A 16,230-nucleotide genomic window follows, 5' to 3' on the forward strand; every position below is an offset into this window, starting at 1 on the left:
GCAGGTAGGTTTTTGACCATGTCTGACATCGTCCTCATCTCCGACCCCCGCGTGACCTCCCTTCCCGTCGAGGAGTGCGGTGAGCCGCTCCGCGACGTCCGGGGCAGGCTCCGCGTGGACGGCCGTCTCGCCGACGACGCCGGGGCGTACGCGCACCTGCGGGAAGGGGTGCTGGCCCGGCTTGAGGACGCGCAGGCCCTGCTGCCGGTCGGCTACCACATCGTGGTCGTGGAGGGATATCGCCCGCCCGCGCTGCAGCGGACGTACTTCGAGGACTACAAGGACGAGCTCCGGGCGGCCTTTCCCGGAATGTCGCCCGAGGAACTGCACAGCGCCGCCAGCCGGTACGTCTCGCCGATCGAGGTCGCGCCGCACACCGCCGGCGCGGCGGTCGATCTCACGCTGTGCGGCGACGACGGCGTCGAACTCGACATGGGCACCGCGGTGAACGACAACCCCGAGCAGAGCGGCGGCAACTGCTACACCGCCGCGCCCGGGATCGGCGACGACGCCCGGCAGAACCGCAAGATCCTCGGGGCCGCCCTGGAGGCCGTCGGGCTGGTCAACTATCCGACCGAGTGGTGGCACTGGTCCTACGGCGACCGCTACTGGGCCATGACGACGGGCGCCTCCGCCGCCGTCTACGGTCCGGTCGACTTCTGAGCGACCCGCCACATCAGTTCCCGGCCTCCACCGGCCGACACCATCAGGCCCGCGTGGGCGGCGAGCACCGCCGCCCCCGGCGCCCCGCAGAGGTCCGACCAGGGCTCCGGCCCGGTCACCGGGAGGCGGGTGCGGACCCGCCCGTCCGCGCCCAGGGCGTAGAGGCGGCCGTTGCTCCCGCTCAGACAGATCGCGCCGCCCGAGTCGCCGATGTCGCGCCAGACGGGCGCGTCGGCGGCGGCCACCTCGCCGAAGGACGCCGTGCGCAGACGGCCGCCCGACGTGGCGGCGAAGAACGCGCCGTCGTGCACCGCGAGGGCGATCGTGCCCCGAGGAGCCGGCCCCACGTCCGTCCATTCCGCGGGACCCGCCTCGGCCTCGCGATAGCGCAGCATCCCGTCCGCGGTCACGCCGTACAGGCCGGTGCCGAGGCCGGCGGCGGCCTCCCGCGGCGTGTCCAGGCAGATCACCCCGCCGCCGGAGCCGATCGGCCGCCAGGGCAGGTTCTGCCCGCACAGCTCGCGGGTCAGGAGGACGCCGTCGGCGCCCACCGCGTACAGGGTGGAGCGCCAGGCGGCGAGCGCGCGGATGTCGGCGGCCGGGCCGATCATCTCCCAGCGTGGCCGCGCCGGCCGTGAGAGCCGGTCCAGGACGTTGCGCGTGATCCGGTCGACGACCGGGTCGTGCAGGGTGTTGCCCCAGTTGACCGTGGCGGCGTTGAAGACGGTGCCGCGGCCCAGGGAGAAGACGCCCATCGTGGCCCAGCCGCCCTGCCCGCAGGTGCTCCAGTGCCGCAGGTCGGCCGTCGCGAGCACGACGAACGACGGCGGGGTGCCGTCGCGGCAGGTGACCCGGGGCACCCCCATGACCTCGGTGAACTCGGCCGCGTCGGTCTCGTAGCCGAGCGCCCCCTGGCCGAACTTGTCGCCGTCGGTCAGCCCGGTGCCCTCGAAGACCCAGTGCGCGGCGAACCTCGCGGTGTACGACTCCTCCCGCATGAGCGGCATGGACGGCCCCCACGTGCCCGCCCCGTTTCGGAAGCTCACCCCGGTCAGCGCGTTCTCCGGGCGGGAGACCGGCGCGCTCGACCACTCCACGGTGGTCAGGCGGGGGTCCTCGACCGGATCGCTCACCGGGTCGCGGTGGCAGACCATGGTCCGGCCCTCCATGCGGATCTGCCACCAGCAGGTGTTCCCGGAGAGGAAGGCGATGTTCCCGCCGCGCCGGGCGAACTCCTCGCAGGCGTCGCGCATCCCGGCCGTCCAGTACTCGTCGTGCCCGTTGACGACGAGCAGCCGGTAGCGGGACAGCAGGTCGAGGCCGAGGTCCAGACCCGAGCAGTACTCCACGGTGTACCCCGCCGGGCCGAGCCACCGCAGCAGGCCGTCCTCCCAGCGCTCGGGCGGCGGCCCGCCGCCGGGGCGGTCGAACGACACGCGGGCGGCGCGATCCGGCTGCTCGGTCCAGTACACGCTCTCCCCGGGGACGCCCGCCCGGTTGTACGCCTGCCACGTGGCGAACGGGATCGAGACGAGGATCGGCGACGTCGTGCCCGGGACGGCCTGCCGTACGACGAAGTAGACCTCGTCGTCCGAGGGCGTCGCCGTGCCGGGAAGCTCGCCGGAGGCACGGGTCACGGGCACGTCCGGCTGGGGAGGGCCGGCGACGAACCTGGCCCGGTAGAGCGAGCTGGGCCAGTCCGGCGGCACGTCGAGCCGCCACGACGGCCCGCGTACGGACGTCGCCAGCATGAGCCGGTCGCTGGTCGCGTCATGGACGGTGACGCCCATCTCGGGCGGGCCGTCCAGGCGGAACTCCAGCGACTCGCCCTGCCCGCACGAGGTGGCGGTCGCGTACGCGCGGACGCTCGCGGTCACCGCAGGGCCTCCTCGACGAGCAGCCGCTCCAGGTCGAGCAGGTATCGCTCGACGTCCGCCGCCGAGAGCCATCGGGTGTCGGCCGTGACCGAGATCCGGGTCGCGTCGCTCACGTGGACGCAGAACCGGCAGTTGAGCTCGTTCTGGCTGAGGGGCCAGGACAGCGACGTCTCCGCGCGGGCCCGCCGGATCAGCTCGTCGTCGTGCTCCGCCACCCGCTCGGCGAACCGCATGTCGTTGAAGCAGCAGTACGGGTGGACGGGGACGCCGCGTTCCCGTCCGGCCTCGGCGACGATCCGCTCCCGGTCGTCCGGATCGTGGTACCCGCTCCGGTAGGCCCGCAGCACGGCCGGGCGGGCCGCGGCGAGCAGGTCGGGGAAGGCGCTCCCGAGTCCGGCGCGGGGGGCGGAGCCGAGGACGAACAGCCCTTCCTGGGAGAGGGTGGTCACCGCGGTCCGCGTGTCCCGGCCGAAGCGGTTGCTCACGATCGGCAGGACGGCGACGCTCTCGTGTCCGGTCACCTCGCCGACGAGCGCGGTCACCGCCGTGAGGAGAACCGTCGAGGTGCTGGTGCCGTACCGCAGGGCGAGCCGCTGGGTGGCCATGTGGACGGCCGGCGACGTGAGGACGGCCCGCCGGATGGGCGGCTGCTCGGCGACGCCGGACGGCCGGTCGAACATGGTGGGCGGGATCCTGCCGTACTCGCGTTCCCAGAGGGCGGAGGCGCCGGCCGCCTGCCTCCTCCCGTCCGGGGACTCCTGCCACCGCGCCAGGTCGAGGGGCTGCCGCGGCGGGTCGCCGGGGATCGCGCCGCGCAGGAGGAACAGCCGCAGGTCGCGGACGACCTGCTCGGTGCCGAGCCCGTCCGCGGCCATGTGGCAGAAGACGAGCACCACGTGCGTGACCTCCTCCTCGCGGAGGGGCCCGCCCGTGGTCACGAGCGCCACCCGGAGCGGCCATTCCTCGGCGTAGTCGAAGGCGGTGGCGGACAGCTCGGCCAGGAGCGAGGCCGGGTCGGCGTCCGCCGCGACCCGGATCGGCAGCTCGCCCCGGTCGCGGAGGTCCTGGCACGGCTCCGGCCCGACGAGCGTGCGGAGCGCCTCGTGCCGCTCCACGAGCAGGCCGATCCCGCGCGACACGTGCGCGACCGAGGCGGGCCGGGCGCCCCTCGGCACCTCGACCACCCGGCCGAAGTTGAAGTAGTGGTCGTCGGGCGCCGTGCGCAGGATGGCCTGCCAGATCGCGCGCTGGCCCCACGTGAGCGGCGCCGTGCCCGAGCGCCTGCCCGCGAAGGAGATCACCGTGCCGCCGAGAGCCACGCGGCCAGCGCGTCGACGCTGTCGAGGAAGGAGATGTCACCGCCGAGGTCGACCTCCACGCCGTACTCCCGTTCGATCGCGTCGATCAGGCGCATCTGGGCCAGCGAGGTGACGCCGAGGTAGGACAGCGGCACGGTCGCCTCCAGTGCCTCGGCTTTGCTGATCTCGCCGTCGCACGATTCCGCCACCAGCTCTGCCAGTCGTTCCTTCAGCATTTCGTCCCTTTCCGTGCGGGGATCCCGGTGCTTCTCATGCCGTGCGCGATCGCCGTTCGAGTCCGACGAGGTCGTCGGGGGTGGCGTCCGGCACATCGGCATCGAAGCGGGCCAGGACGCGGGTGCGGAGCGCGCCGAGTGTGATGGCGGCGATGTACACGGCGAACACCAGGTACATCGCGCCGATGTCGCCGAGCAGCCGGGTGCCGAGCGGGGCGATCACGCCGACCCCCAGCGGGATCGTGGACCAGGCGACCATCTGGTTGAGAGCGAACACCCGGCCGTGGAACCGCTGCGGCACCTTCACCTGGATGATCGTCGCGTAGACGCCGTTGACCAGGGCCAGGCCGTACGACACCCCGAAGGCGCCCACGCCGATCAGGACCAGCGAGGTGTCGAGCCCCACGACCAGGCAGGACGCGGCGATCAACGCCGTGGTCAGCAGCATCGCGCGCATCCGCCCGTGGGCGGGGCCGCCCCAGAGGGCCATCGTCAGGCCGCCGGCCACCGCTCCCGCGCCCGCGACGACCGCGATCACGCCCGCGTCGGCCAGCGTGCCGAAGGACAACACGAGGGGCGAGTACATCATGAACACCGGCGAGAGGCCGAGCGACAGCAGGGCGAAGAAGATCACCATGGCGCGGAAGCTCCGGTTGCCCATCGACAGCCGGAACCCCTCCGCGATCTCCCGGCCGACGCTCTCCCTGCGGCGGTGCGCCATCGTCGCGGGGAAGGCCACGAGCGCGAGGACGACCAGCGTGAACACGTGTCCCGCCACGTCGAGGACGAGGATGCCCTCCAGCCCCGCGGCCGACAGCAGGCCCACGGCGGCGAGCGGCGCGATGAACTGCGCGACGCCGAGGGTGGTCTGCGCGACGCCGTTCGCGTGCCCGAGATACCGCTTCGGCACGATCTGCGGCACGGCCGACGTGAACGCCAGCCGCTGGAAGGTCAACGCGACCGACAACGCGGTGAGCAGGGCGTACAGGGGCCAGGTGCCGAGTTGGCCGGCCCACAGGAGCAGCGCGGCGGTCGTCTGGATCGTGAGCGCGGCCGCGTTCCCGATGATCATCACCGTGCGGCGGCTCGACCGGTCCACGATCGCGCCCGCGAGGGGTGCGGCCAGGATGCCCGGGATCACGGCGAGGATCTGGAGCACGGCGTACTGCGACATGGAGCCGGTCTTGAGGTACGCCCACACCGGGATGGCGAACTCGGTCAGCGTGGAGCCGATCAGGCAGGCCATCTGGCCGAGGGCGACCGCGAGGAACCGGCGCACCGAGGGGTCGGGTCCGGCGGTTTGCCCGCTGGTGTTCGTTTTGGTCTGAGCGTCCCGCTCTGTGCTGCTTGGGGTGTCGCTCTCTGAGAGCCGCGCATGGGTGGAGGTGACGGCGGCCGCCAGCTCACTCGCCCGATATTTCAGGAAATAGTGGCCGCCTTCGTCCAGGACGACCAGGGCGGTCGTGTCAGTGAGGAAGCCCCATTCCCGATAGCGCTCCTCGTAGTAGTCCGTCGCCGGGTCGTACTCGCCGACCACCGAGATGATCGGCGCGGACAGCCGGTCCGTGCCCTCGTCGATCAGCCGGGTGAAGTAGTCCTCGGCCGCGCGGGCGTCGCGCCGCATGTTCCGGACAACGAACGCCTTCTGCTCGTCGTTCAGGTCCGACAGGTCGGCGCCGAGCGCGGTCAGCCAGTTGACGTCCGCGCGGTCGCTGCGCAGCCGCTCCAGCCGGGTCAGCGCGGCCCACCGCCCCAGCAGCCCCTTCACCGGACGGGCGAACGGGAAGACGCCGCCCAGGTAGATCGCCTCCACCGCCCGCCCCGCCGCTTCCAGCCGCCGGGCGATCTCGACGGTCAGCGCGCCGCCGACCCCGCAGTGGCCGTACAGCACGAGCGGACCGGTCACCTTCTCCGCGATCTCCGCGACGCATCGCTCCGCGACCTCCTCCAGCGGACGCGGGTCCTCGGCCAGCCCGAGATCGTGCCCCGGGACGGCGACCGAGAACAGGGCCCACGTCTCCGGCAGCGCGTCGGCGAGCGGCTGGTAGACGACCGCGCTCCCCCCGCCGTACGGCACGCAGACCAGGGTCGAGGCGACGCGCCCCGCGCGCGGCGGGGTCAGCTCGTACAGCAGGCCGCGCGGGCCGCCGCCGCTCCTCGCGAGCTCGGCCAGCTCGCGGACGGTGGTCCGCTGGAAGAGGTCCATGAGGGCGATCGGATGACTTCCCGGCGGCAGCTCGCGACGCAGCCGGGCCACGACACGGGTGGCCAGCAGCGAATGGCCGCCGAGATCGAAGAAGTCGTCGAGCACGCCCACCCGCCGCAGGCCGAGCACCTCACACCACGCTGCAGCGATGATCTCCTCGATCGGGTCGGCCGGGGGTTCGAACGGGACCTCCTGGTCCGGACGGTCGCCCTCCGGATCGGGCAGCGCGGCCCGATCGACCTTGCCGTGTCCCTTCAGCGGAAGCGTGTCGAGCCAGGTGTAGCGGGTCGGCACCATGTAGTCGGGCAGCCGCGCGCCGAGGTCGCGGCGCAGCTCGGCGACGCCCGGCAGGTCCGCCGCCGCGGCGCCGTCCTCGGCCACCAGGTACGCGACCAGCTCGCCGTGCCGGGTGTCGGTCACCGCGTGGCCGACGCCCCGGCACCGCCGCAGCGCCTCGTCCACCTCGCCGAGCTCGACCCGGTAACCGCGGATCTTCACCTGCAGGTCGCGGCGGCCGAGGAATTCGAGGGTGCCGTCCGGCAGCCACCGGGCCAGGTCGCCGGTCCGGTAGATCCGCCCATGCCGTTCCGACTCGACGAACGCCTCGGCGGTGAGATCGGGCCGGCCGAGGTATCCGCGGGCCAGCCGGTCGCCGCCGACGCAAAGTTCGCCGGGCACGCCGACCGGAACCGGTCGCAGGTGCGTGTCGAGGACGAAGGCGCGCGCGTGGCCGAGGGGCCGTCCGATCGGGGTGATCGGCCCGGCCGGCTCGGCGTCCGCCTCGACGTCGTACGTGGTGACGCCGATGGTCGCCTCGGTCGGGCCGTAGTGGTTGACCACCCGGCAGGCGCCGAGCGCGGCCAGATCGCGCGCCCATTCCCAGCTCGACCCCTCGCCGCCCAGGATCAGCAGGCGCCGGGGAAGGAGGTCCCGCGCGGAGACGTCGGCCGCCAGCGCGCCGAGGTGCGAGGGCGTCATCTTGAGAACGTCGATCTCCGGCATGCGCGCGGCCAGCTCCGGGGCGGAGATCCGCGACGGCAGCAGGTGCAGCGTGCCCCCGGTCATGAGCGCCAGGTAGAACACGGTCATGCCGAAGTCGAAGGTGAGCGACTGGAGCAGGGCGAAGCTGCCGCCCTCGGCGACGCCGAACCGGTCCCGTACGTCGGCCAGGTAGTTCATGACCTGCCGGTGCTGTACGGCCACGCCCTTCGGCCGTCCGGTCGATCCGGACGTGTAGATCACATAGGCGAGATCGTCGGGGGAGGGAGGCGCGCCGGCGTCACCCGCGCCGGTCTCACCCGGGTCGACCACGGGGCCGGCGAATTCGGGCGGGGTCTCGAGGCCCTCCTGGACGCCGCCGGTCCTGGAGATCAGCACGGCCACGCCGTCGAGCATGTGCCGCAGGCGTTCTCCGGGCTGTTCCGGGTCGAGCGGCACGTACGCGCCGCCCGCCTTCAGCACGGCGAGGATGGCCACGGCCTGGTCGAGGGACTGCTCCAGGCGGATCCCGACGAGGACGTCGGGGCCGACGCCGAGATCCCTGAGCCGGCCCGCCAGCCCTCCGGCCCGCTCCTCCAGCTCGGCGTAGGTCAGCTCGTCCGCGCCGTACCGCACCGCCACGGCGGTGGGAGAGCGGCGAGCCGTCGCGGCGACCATCTCGGGAAGCGTCGGCGCGGGCGGTTCGGGGACGCCGGGGCAGCGGCTCCATCCCTCAAGAAGCGTGTGCTCGGCGGGCGCGAGCAACTCCAGCTCGGAGACCCGCGTGTCGGGATCGGCGGTCACGGACCGCAGCAGGGTCGCGAAGTTGGCGGCGAACCGCTCCACGGTCTCGCGGTGGAAGAGGTCGGCGCTGTAGACGAAGAACGCGTCGAAAGCGTCCCCGGACGGGACGATCTCCAGCGATAGGTCGAACTTCGCCTGCCGGAAACCGGGGTCGTACCGCTCGGCGACGACCCCCGCGAGGTTCAGGCGGTCGTTCGTCTCGTTGCGCAGGCTGAACTGCGTCTGGAAGACCGGGGTCCGGCTCAGGTCGCGCTCGACGCCGAGCTCGCTGACCAGCCGATCGAACGGCGTGTCCTGGTGGACCAGCGCCTCCACCACGGTCGAGCGGGTACGGCGGAGCAGCTCACGGAAGGTGGGGTCGCCGGAGAGGTCGGCCCTGATGGCGAGGGTGTTGAGGAAGAAGCCGATCAGGTGCTCGGTCTCCTCGTCCTCGCGCGCGGCCACCGGGGAGCCGACGCAGAAATCCGTCTGGCCCGAGTACCGCGAGAGCTGCGTCTGGAAGGCGGCGAGCAGCAACATGAACGGCGTGACCCGCTGGGCTCGCGCGAGCCGCGTGAGCCCCTCGGCCAGGGAGGCGGGCAGCCGGAGGGTGACGCACTCGCCCCGCGAGCTCCTCACCCGGGGGCGCGGCCGGTCGGCGGGCAGGGCGAGGACCGGCACCCCGGCCAGCCGTCCCTTCCAGTACTCCAGGGAGCGGTCGCGCTGCCGGACGTCGTCCGCGGCGCGCTGGCGGATCGCGTGGTCGGCGTACCGGATCGGCAGGTCGGGGACGGCGGGCGGCGTGCCGTCCAGGAAGGCCGCGTAATGGGCCGCCAGCTCGCGGAACAGCACCCCGAGCGACCATCCGTCGCCCGCGATGTGGTGGAGGACGATGACGAGGATGTGCTCGGCCCCGGCCGCCACGCCCGTGTCGCCGAGCGTGATCAGGCGCGCCCGGATCACCGGGCCGCGTGCGAGGTCGAACGGCCGGTTGGTCAGCTCGGCGACCAGCTCCGCCGCCCGCTCCTCGTCCGGGGCGGTGACGTGCTCCAGCGCGGGGACGCTGTCCTCGACCACCTGTACGGGGCGCCCGTCCACCGCGGGGTAGCGGGTCCGCAGCACGTCGTGGCGCCGTACGACCGCGCCGAGGGCGTGCTCCAGCGCGGCAGGGTCGAGCGGCCCGCGCAGTCGTTCGGTGACGCAGATGTTGTAGGAGGCGTCGCCCGGGTTCAGCTCGTGCAGGAACCAGAGCCGCTCCTGCCCGAGGGACAGCGGGATGTCGGAGATGGCAAGCGTCAAGGCGTACGCCTCCAACGGATCGGATGACCGCAGCCCGAAACGGCCGAGGCGGATGTCGGCTGACAGAGAATAGGAAAGTTTCTTTGCAGTTATCGGGTGGTCAAGTGTGGCATCAGATCCGGTCGGCCACAACCCCTTGGGCTGCGGTGCGGCCGGTGGTCAGGCGATCTGATCGCCCCCCTTGTCGGCCGTCGCGTCGCCGTGTCAGAATCCGGTCCCGAGATAACTGGAAAGAATCTTTCCAGTAACGCGCCGGACCGGTCGGGGGCTGAGAACCATTCATCGATCTTTCGGAGTCGTTCTGTGAAGACCGCGCTCGAAACGCCGGTGCTTCCCGCTCTGCTCGCGGCCCGGGCCGCCGCGGAGCCCGGGAAGGTCGCCATGATCGTTCACGGAGCCGGCGAGTTGACCTTCGAGGAGTGGGAGCGGCGCTCGAACGAGGTCGCCAACGCGCTGCTCTCCATGGGGATCGGACGCGGAGAGCGGATCGGCCTGATCTTCCCCGCCGGGCGCTGGATCGACTACGCGATCGCGTTCTTGGGAGTGCTCAAGGCCGGGGCGGTGGCCGTGCCCCTCGCGGACCGCACACCGGCGGCGGAGGTCGCGCGGATCGCGGCGCACTGCTCGATCTCCATGACGATCGGTGAACTCGCCGACCTGCCCCGGGCCTCGGCCGAGCCTCCCGGTCTGCCGAACGACCCGGATGCCGTCGCGCAGATCCTCTACACCTCGGGCACCACGGGCACGGCCAAGGGCGTCGCCGCCACGCACGCCAACCTCGCCTTCGGCGCCGTGCTCAATCCACGCCGCCCCGGGATGCGGATGTTCGCCCATTCGCGGCACCTGGTCCACGCCTTCCCGATCGGGACGAACGCGGGGCAGATGATGCTCGTCAACGCGCTCAACGCGCATCCGGCCGTGGTCACCCTGCCCCGGTTCACACCCGATCGTTTCGCCCGGCTCATCGCGGACCACCGTGCGGGCACGGTGTTCCTGGTCCCGGCGATGGCCGTGGAGCTGCTGGGCCGTCGCGAGGACCACGACCTGTCGAGTGTCCAGCTGCTCGGGTCCGCCGCGGCGCCGCTGCCGGCGGCGGTCGCCACCAGGCTGGCGGGGATGTTCCCCAACGCGACGATCGCGAACTACTACACCTCGACCGAGGCCGCGCCCGCCCAGACCATCATGATCGTCGACCCGGAGCGGCCGGGGTCCGTCGGCAGGGCGGCGGCGGGCGGCGCCGTACGGATCGCCTCGCCGGAGGGAGAGGCGGTTCGCGCGGGAGAGACCGGCGAGGTGTGGATGCGCTCGCCGGCCGCGCCCCGCTCGTACTACAACGACACCGACGCGGCCTCCGACGTCTTCCGGGGCGGCTGGATCCGGATGGGCGACCTCGGCTACATCGACGAGGACGGTTACCTCTACCTGGTCGACAGGGAGAGCGACGTGATCAAGTCGGGGGCGTTCAAGGTCTCCACGCTCAAGGTCGAGGAGGCGCTGCACGCCCACCCGGCCGTGGCGGAGGCCGCCGCGTACGGAGTCCCGCACCCCGTGCTCGGCATGGCCGTGGCGGCGGCCGTCGTTCTGCGCTCTCCCGGGCCGGACCAGGCGATCGGAGGGGGCCTCGGCACGGACGAGGCCGACGGGCGGCACGAGGGCGCGCCGGACGACGGCGAAGTGTCCCTCGCGGCGCTGCGCGCCTTCCTGGCGGAACGGCTGGCCCGGCACGAGATCCCGTCCCAGATCGCCACCATGGACGCCCTGCCCAGGAACGCCGGCGGCAAGGTGGACAAGCGGGCCCTGCGGGCGCGCACATGAACGTCCCGGTATCGGCGTCGCCCGCCCAGGTCGGCATATGGATCACCGAGCGCATGGGCCGGGCGGGTACGGCGTACCGGATGCCGCTGCTGGTGACCTTCGAGGGGCATCTGGACGCCCCCCGGTTGATCGAGGCGTGTGAGGCGCTGGCCGACCGCCATCCCGTCCTGGCCACCGCGATCCGCGAGCACGACGGCGTGCCGGTGGAGGTGCCCGGCCTGCCCCCGAGCATCGATGTGAGCCTCTCCGGAGACCTCGACGAGCTCGTCCGCGAGGAGATCCGGCGGCCGTTCGACGTCGAGGCGGGGCCGCTGGTCCGGTTCCGGCTCGTCCGGGTCGCGCCCGCCCGGCACGTTCTGATCATCGTGGCGCATCATCTGGTCTTCGACGGCGAGTCCAAGGACGTCCTGCTCCGCGACCTGGCCGCGCTCTACAACGGAGACCCGATCTCCCCACCGAGCGGGACGTACGCCGACCACGCGGCGACGGAGCGCGCGCGGATGGAGAGACTGCTCGTGGACGCCCGCGAGTTCTGGCGGGAACGCTGGCGCGAACCCGGAGAGGTGCTCCTGCCCGGCCTGTCGTGTCCGCCGGACGGGACGGCGCGGTCGCGGGGCGCGGCGCAGGGGGCGGTCCACACTTTCCGCGTGCCCGGCCCCCTCGCCGACGGCCCGGCCGGGGCGGCGAAGGTCTCGCGTTTCGAGCTCCTCCTCGCTTCCGTCCACGCGCTGCTGTACGCGTACGGGAACGAGGAGCCGGTGTGCGCGGTGGACATGTCCACACGGACGCCGGAGGCGCGCGACCACATCGGCCTCTTCGTCAACGAGCTGCCGGTGGCGTCGGCGCCGTCGCCGCGCGCCACCGTCGCCGAACTCGCCGCACTGCTCCACGCGGAGCTGCGGCTGATGTACCGGTTCCGGCCGGTGCCCCTGGCCCGGGCCGTACGCGGGCTCCGGCCCCGTACGGCGCTGGCGCCGATCTCCCTGAGCTACCGAAGGCGGGGACCGGAGCCCCGGTTCGCCGGGCTGCGGACGGCGGTCGACTGGGCGGTCTTCAACGGTTCCGTCCGCAGTGTCCTGCACATTCAGGCCGTCGACGGCCCCGAGGGGCTCGACGTGATCATGCAGTACGACCCGCGCGCGGTCGCGGGAGTCACCCAGATAGCGAAGGACCTGACTGCGATCATGAATAATCCGGACTCCGTCATCGGAGACATCCTGACGGGCGACCGACCGACCTTCTCGGGTGACAGCCGCGTACCCTCGAGCGCGGTCCACACCGGAGCGTCCGGCCCGGCCGACGAGATCAGAGCCATCTGGCGGGAGGTGCTCGGCCTCGACGAGATCGGCGACGACGAGGACCTCTTCGACCTGGGCGGCCACTCGTTGACGATCACCCAGATCATCGCCCGCATGCGCAAGCGCCTGGGCATCGAGGTGTCGCTCGACGTCTTCTTCGACACGCCCACCATCGCGGGCGTGCTGCGGAGCATCGAGGACGCCGCGAGCGAGGAGCCGGTCGGCGTGGACGGCGGCCGGTGACCGAGCAGTCCGCCGTACTCGCCCGCCCGCCGCTCCCGGACGACGGCGATCTCGACCTGCTGCTTCTGATCAGGCACTTCGAACTGGCGCTGCTCGACCTCTTCGGCCAGGGCCTGCTCGCCGGCACCACGCACACCTGCCTCGGCCAGGAGTACGTGCCCGTCTCCCTCCGGCCGCTGCTCGGGGCGGACGACTTCGTCTTCAGCAACCATCGCGGACACGGCCATTACCTCGCCCGGTTCGAGGACCCGGCCGGGCTGCTCGCCGAGATCATGGGCAGGGAAGGGGCCGTCTGCCGGGGTGTGGGCGGCAGCCAGCATGTCTACCGCGATCGCTACATGTCCACCGGCGTCCAAGGGGAGAGCCTGCCGGTGGCCACCGGGGTCGCCCTGCACCTGAAGCACACCTCTCCGGGCGCCCTGGCCTGCGCTTTCATCGGCGACGGCACCTGGGGTGAGGGGGCCGTCTACGAGGCGCTCAACATCGCCTCGCTCTGGCGGCTCCCGTTGCTCGTGGTCGTCGAGAACAACGGGATCGCGCAGTCCACCCCGACGGCCTGTCAGATGGCCGGGACCGTCGCCGCCCGCGCCGAGGCGTTCGGGGCGCGTCACCACCGCGTCGGCACCACCGACATCGGAGTGATCAGGGACGAGCTGGCGCCTCTTGTGTCGGAGGTGCGGTTGGAGAATCGGCCGCTGGTCGTCGAGTTCGCCACCCACCGGCTCGGCCCGCACAGCAAGGGCGACGACACCCGCCCCCACGACGCCGTACGGGAGGCCGAGGCGCACGACTGGTACCGCCGGTACGCCCAGTCCGACGCCGACAGGTTCGCGCGGGCCGACGAGATCCAGCGGGACCGCATGGCCGCGATCGTCCGCGAGGTCTCCGCGCGCCCGCTGTCGAGGTGGGAGCCATGCGGGTAGCGGAGAATCTCAACGCGGCCCTCCACGGCGTCCTGGAGGCCGACCCGACCGCGTACGTCATCGGTGAGGACATCCTCGACCCGTACGGCGGGGCATTCAAGATCACAAAGGGCCTCTCCAGCCGGTTTCCGGGGCGCGTGCTCGGCACGCCGATCAGCGAGGCGGGCATCACCGGGCTGGCCGCCGGTCTCGCGCTGTGCGGTGACGCGGCCATCGTGGAGATCATGTTCGGCGACTTCGTCGCCCTCGCCTTCGACCAGATCGTCAACTTCGCCGCCAAGTCGTGCACGATGTACGGCTCCCGCGTCCCGATGCGGATGGTCGTCCGCTGCCCGACGGGTGGAGGCCGCGGGTACGGCCCGACCCACAGTCAGAGCCTGCAGAAGCACTTCATCGGCGTGCCGGGGCTGTCCGTCTACGAGATGTCGCCGCTCCACGACAACCGGGCGGTCATGAGCGCCATGCTGGCCTCGGGCGAGCCGTCCGTGTTCTTCGAGGACAAGGTGCTCTACACGCGCAGGATGTACGACGTCCCCGATCCGTTCCACTCCGACCTGATCCCGGCGGGGGACACCGGGCCGGGCGTGGCGCGCGTCTTCCTGGACGACCCCGAGGAGGCCGACTGCGTCATCATCGCGCCCGGCGGCATGGTCGACCGGGTGACCCGCGCGATGCGCGCCCTGCTGCTGGATCACGAGATCACCTGCTGCCTGTACGTGCCCTCGCGGCTGTATCCCTTCGACCTCTTCGACTCCGGCGCCCAGGACGTCGGCGCGGGACGGCTCGTGCCCGCGCTGCGCCGGGCGAGAGCCGTACTCGTCGTGGAAGAGGGGACCGCGGGCGGCACCTGGGGGAGCGAGGTGGCGCACCGGATCCACCGCCTGATGTGGCGGGATCTCCGGCGGCCGGTGGCGCAGGTCAACTCCCTCGGCAGCGTCATCCCCGCCGCCGCCCACCTGGAGAGCGCCGTGCTCGTAGGGGAGTCCACCATCTACGACGCCGTGCTGGAGGCCCTGCGTGACTGACATCCGGGTGCCCAAGTTCAACAGCAACGACAGCTCCTACGTTCTAATCGAGTGGCTCGTCGAGGACGGGCAGCGGGCCAGGACAGGCGACCTGATCGCGGTTCTGGAGACGTCGAAGGCCACGGAGGAACTGGTCGCCGAGGAGGACGGGTTCGTCTGGCAGGCCGTCCCCGTGAACGCCGACTGCCCTCCGGGGACCGTGATCGCCCGCCTCACCCGCGAGAACACGCGCCCCTCGCCCGCGTCGAATGCCCCGGCTGACGGGAGCGGCCTCGCCGTGAATCCCCGCGGCGGAGGCCCGGATGCCGTCGGCCTCGCCGCGGGTCCTCGTGACGGAGGCCCGGACGCACTCGGCCTCGCCGCGGGTCCTCGTGACGGACGCCCGGACGCACTCGGCCTCGCCGCGGCCGTGCGGCCGGAGGCCGGTGTGGTCGCCGCCTCGGAGGCGGGCTCGGGGCCCGTGCGCGGCGACCAGAGTGCCCACCGGCCGCTGGTCACCGGGCCCGCGCAGGAGCTGATCGACGAGCTGGACATCGATCCGGAGGAGGTGCGCCGCCTCGGCGTCTCCGTCGTCCGCCGCGCGGACATCGAACGGCTCGTGGCCGATCGCCCGGCACACCCCGGTCCCGCATCCGTTCCGAGATCCGGTTCCACTCCCGGGCCCGTTTCCGGTGGGCCGCCCGGTTCCGCGCCGGGTCACGCCTCCGGTGGGCCGCCCGGTTCCGCGCCGGGTCACGCCTCCGGTGGGCCGCCCGGTTCCGCGCCTGGTCACGCCTCCGATATGCCGCCCGGTCCCGCGGCTGATCACGCCTCCGATATGCCGCCCCATGGGGCGTCCGCCCACGCGCCCGGAGGGCCGTCCGGTCCCTCGTCCGGTGACGGGTCCGGGTCGGCCCCCGGTGGCGTGCCGTACCTGCTCTCGCGGGTGCAACGGGCGGTGGCGCGGGCGGTCCGTACGTCGCACGAGACCGTTCCGGCGGCGTACGCGGTCGTGAGGGTGGACGTCGGAGCGGCGCTCGAACTGTCGGCCAGGCTGACGAAGGAGGTCAGGCGACCCGTCGGCCTGCCCGAACTCGTGACGTGCGCGGTGGCCAGGCTCCACGCGACGTTCCCGCTGTTCTTCGCCACGCTCGTCGACGACGGCCACGCCATGCCGGCGGAGGTGCCGAACGTGGGCGTCACCTTCGACGCCGGCGAGGGCCTGTACGTGCCGGTCGTCCACGACGCAGCCCGCCGGCCGGTACGGGAGGTCGCGCACCTGCTCATGAAGTATCGCCTGGCCGCCCTCACCGGAGATTTCCGGGAGAGCGACCTGGCCGGGGCCGACATCGTGGTCACCCTGCACCATGACGGCGACGTCACGCTCGCGATCCCGCTGATCTTCCCGGGGAACGCGTGCGCCCTCGCCGTGACGGCACCGCAGGACGAGCTCCGGCTCGAAGCGGGAGCGGTGGTGAGCCGCACCGTCGCCAACATCGGCCTCGCCTACGACCACCGCCTGATCAACGGCAGGGACGCGGCGCTGTTCCTCCGCGCCTTGAAGGAGCTGCTCGAAGCACCGGAGAAGGCCGTCTCATGACCGGCTC

The 16,230-nt window shown here is 72.4% G+C and carries 10 protein-coding genes; 6 read left to right on the top strand and 4 right to left on the bottom strand.

The window, feature by feature from the left end:
• Positions 1-18 precede the first annotated feature (18 nt).
• Positions 19-663 (top strand): M15 family metallopeptidase, encoded by a 645-nt coding sequence (locus AWQ68_RS31325; protein WP_066947338.1) that lies wholly within the window; start codon positions 19-21, stop codon positions 661-663.
• On the opposite strand, the gene AWQ68_RS31330 is transcribed toward AWQ68_RS31325, so the two are convergent.
• The 4 genes from AWQ68_RS31330 to AWQ68_RS31345 are packed head-to-tail and all read right to left on the bottom strand — an operon-like array spanning position 642 to position 9,340.
• Positions 642-2,540 (bottom strand): N,N-dimethylformamidase beta subunit family domain-containing protein, encoded by a 1,899-nt coding sequence (locus AWQ68_RS31330; protein ID WP_066947341.1) that lies wholly within the window; start codon positions 2,538-2,540, stop codon positions 642-644. The genes AWQ68_RS31325 and AWQ68_RS31330 overlap by 22 nt on opposite strands.
• Positions 2,537-3,859, bottom strand: coding sequence for a condensation domain-containing protein (locus AWQ68_RS31335; protein WP_066947344.1), 1,323 nt, complete (start codon positions 3,857-3,859; stop codon positions 2,537-2,539). The genes AWQ68_RS31330 and AWQ68_RS31335 overlap by 4 nt, the downstream gene beginning before the upstream one ends.
• Positions 3,838-4,074, bottom strand: coding sequence for an acyl carrier protein (locus AWQ68_RS31340; RefSeq protein WP_066947347.1), 237 nt, complete (start codon positions 4,072-4,074; stop codon positions 3,838-3,840). The genes AWQ68_RS31335 and AWQ68_RS31340 overlap by 22 nt, the downstream gene beginning before the upstream one ends.
• A 34-nt stretch (positions 4,075-4,108) precedes the next feature.
• Positions 4,109-9,340, bottom strand: a complete 5,232-nt coding sequence (locus tag AWQ68_RS31345) for a non-ribosomal peptide synthetase/MFS transporter (protein WP_245656263.1) — start codon at positions 9,338-9,340, stop codon at positions 4,109-4,111.
• A gap of 303 nt (positions 9,341-9,643) precedes the next feature.
• On the opposite strand from AWQ68_RS31345, the gene AWQ68_RS31350 reads away from it, so the two are divergent.
• From AWQ68_RS31350 to AWQ68_RS31370, 5 genes are read left to right on the top strand one after another with little or no spacing between them, the layout of a single operon-like run.
• A complete protein-coding gene (locus AWQ68_RS31350; RefSeq protein ID WP_066947352.1) occupies positions 9,644-11,155 on the top strand; it encodes a class I adenylate-forming enzyme family protein in 1,512 nt (503 codons plus the stop codon).
• Positions 11,152-12,696: a condensation domain-containing protein gene (locus AWQ68_RS31355; protein ID WP_066947355.1), complete on the top strand. Its 1,545-nt coding sequence runs from the start codon at positions 11,152-11,154 to the stop codon at positions 12,694-12,696. The genes AWQ68_RS31350 and AWQ68_RS31355 overlap by 4 nt, the downstream gene beginning before the upstream one ends.
• Positions 12,693-13,619 carry a thiamine pyrophosphate-dependent dehydrogenase E1 component subunit alpha gene (locus AWQ68_RS31360; RefSeq protein WP_066947358.1) on the top strand — a complete coding sequence of 309 codons (927 nt, stop codon included), beginning with the start codon at positions 12,693-12,695 and terminating at the stop codon, positions 13,617-13,619. Before AWQ68_RS31355 ends, AWQ68_RS31360 begins: the two co-directional genes overlap by 4 nt.
• Positions 13,610-14,644: an alpha-ketoacid dehydrogenase subunit beta gene (locus AWQ68_RS31365; protein WP_066947361.1), complete on the top strand. Its 1,035-nt coding sequence runs from the start codon at positions 13,610-13,612 to the stop codon at positions 14,642-14,644. Before AWQ68_RS31360 ends, AWQ68_RS31365 begins: the two co-directional genes overlap by 10 nt.
• Positions 14,637-16,223 (top strand): 2-oxo acid dehydrogenase subunit E2, encoded by a 1,587-nt coding sequence (locus AWQ68_RS31370; protein ID WP_066947364.1) that lies wholly within the window; start codon positions 14,637-14,639, stop codon positions 16,221-16,223. The genes AWQ68_RS31365 and AWQ68_RS31370 overlap by 8 nt, the downstream gene beginning before the upstream one ends.
• Positions 16,224-16,230 lie beyond the last annotated feature (7 nt).

The organism is Microtetraspora fusca (genome assembly GCF_001570365.1).
GTDB lineage: Bacteria > Actinomycetota > Actinomycetes > Streptosporangiales > Streptosporangiaceae > Microtetraspora > Microtetraspora fusca.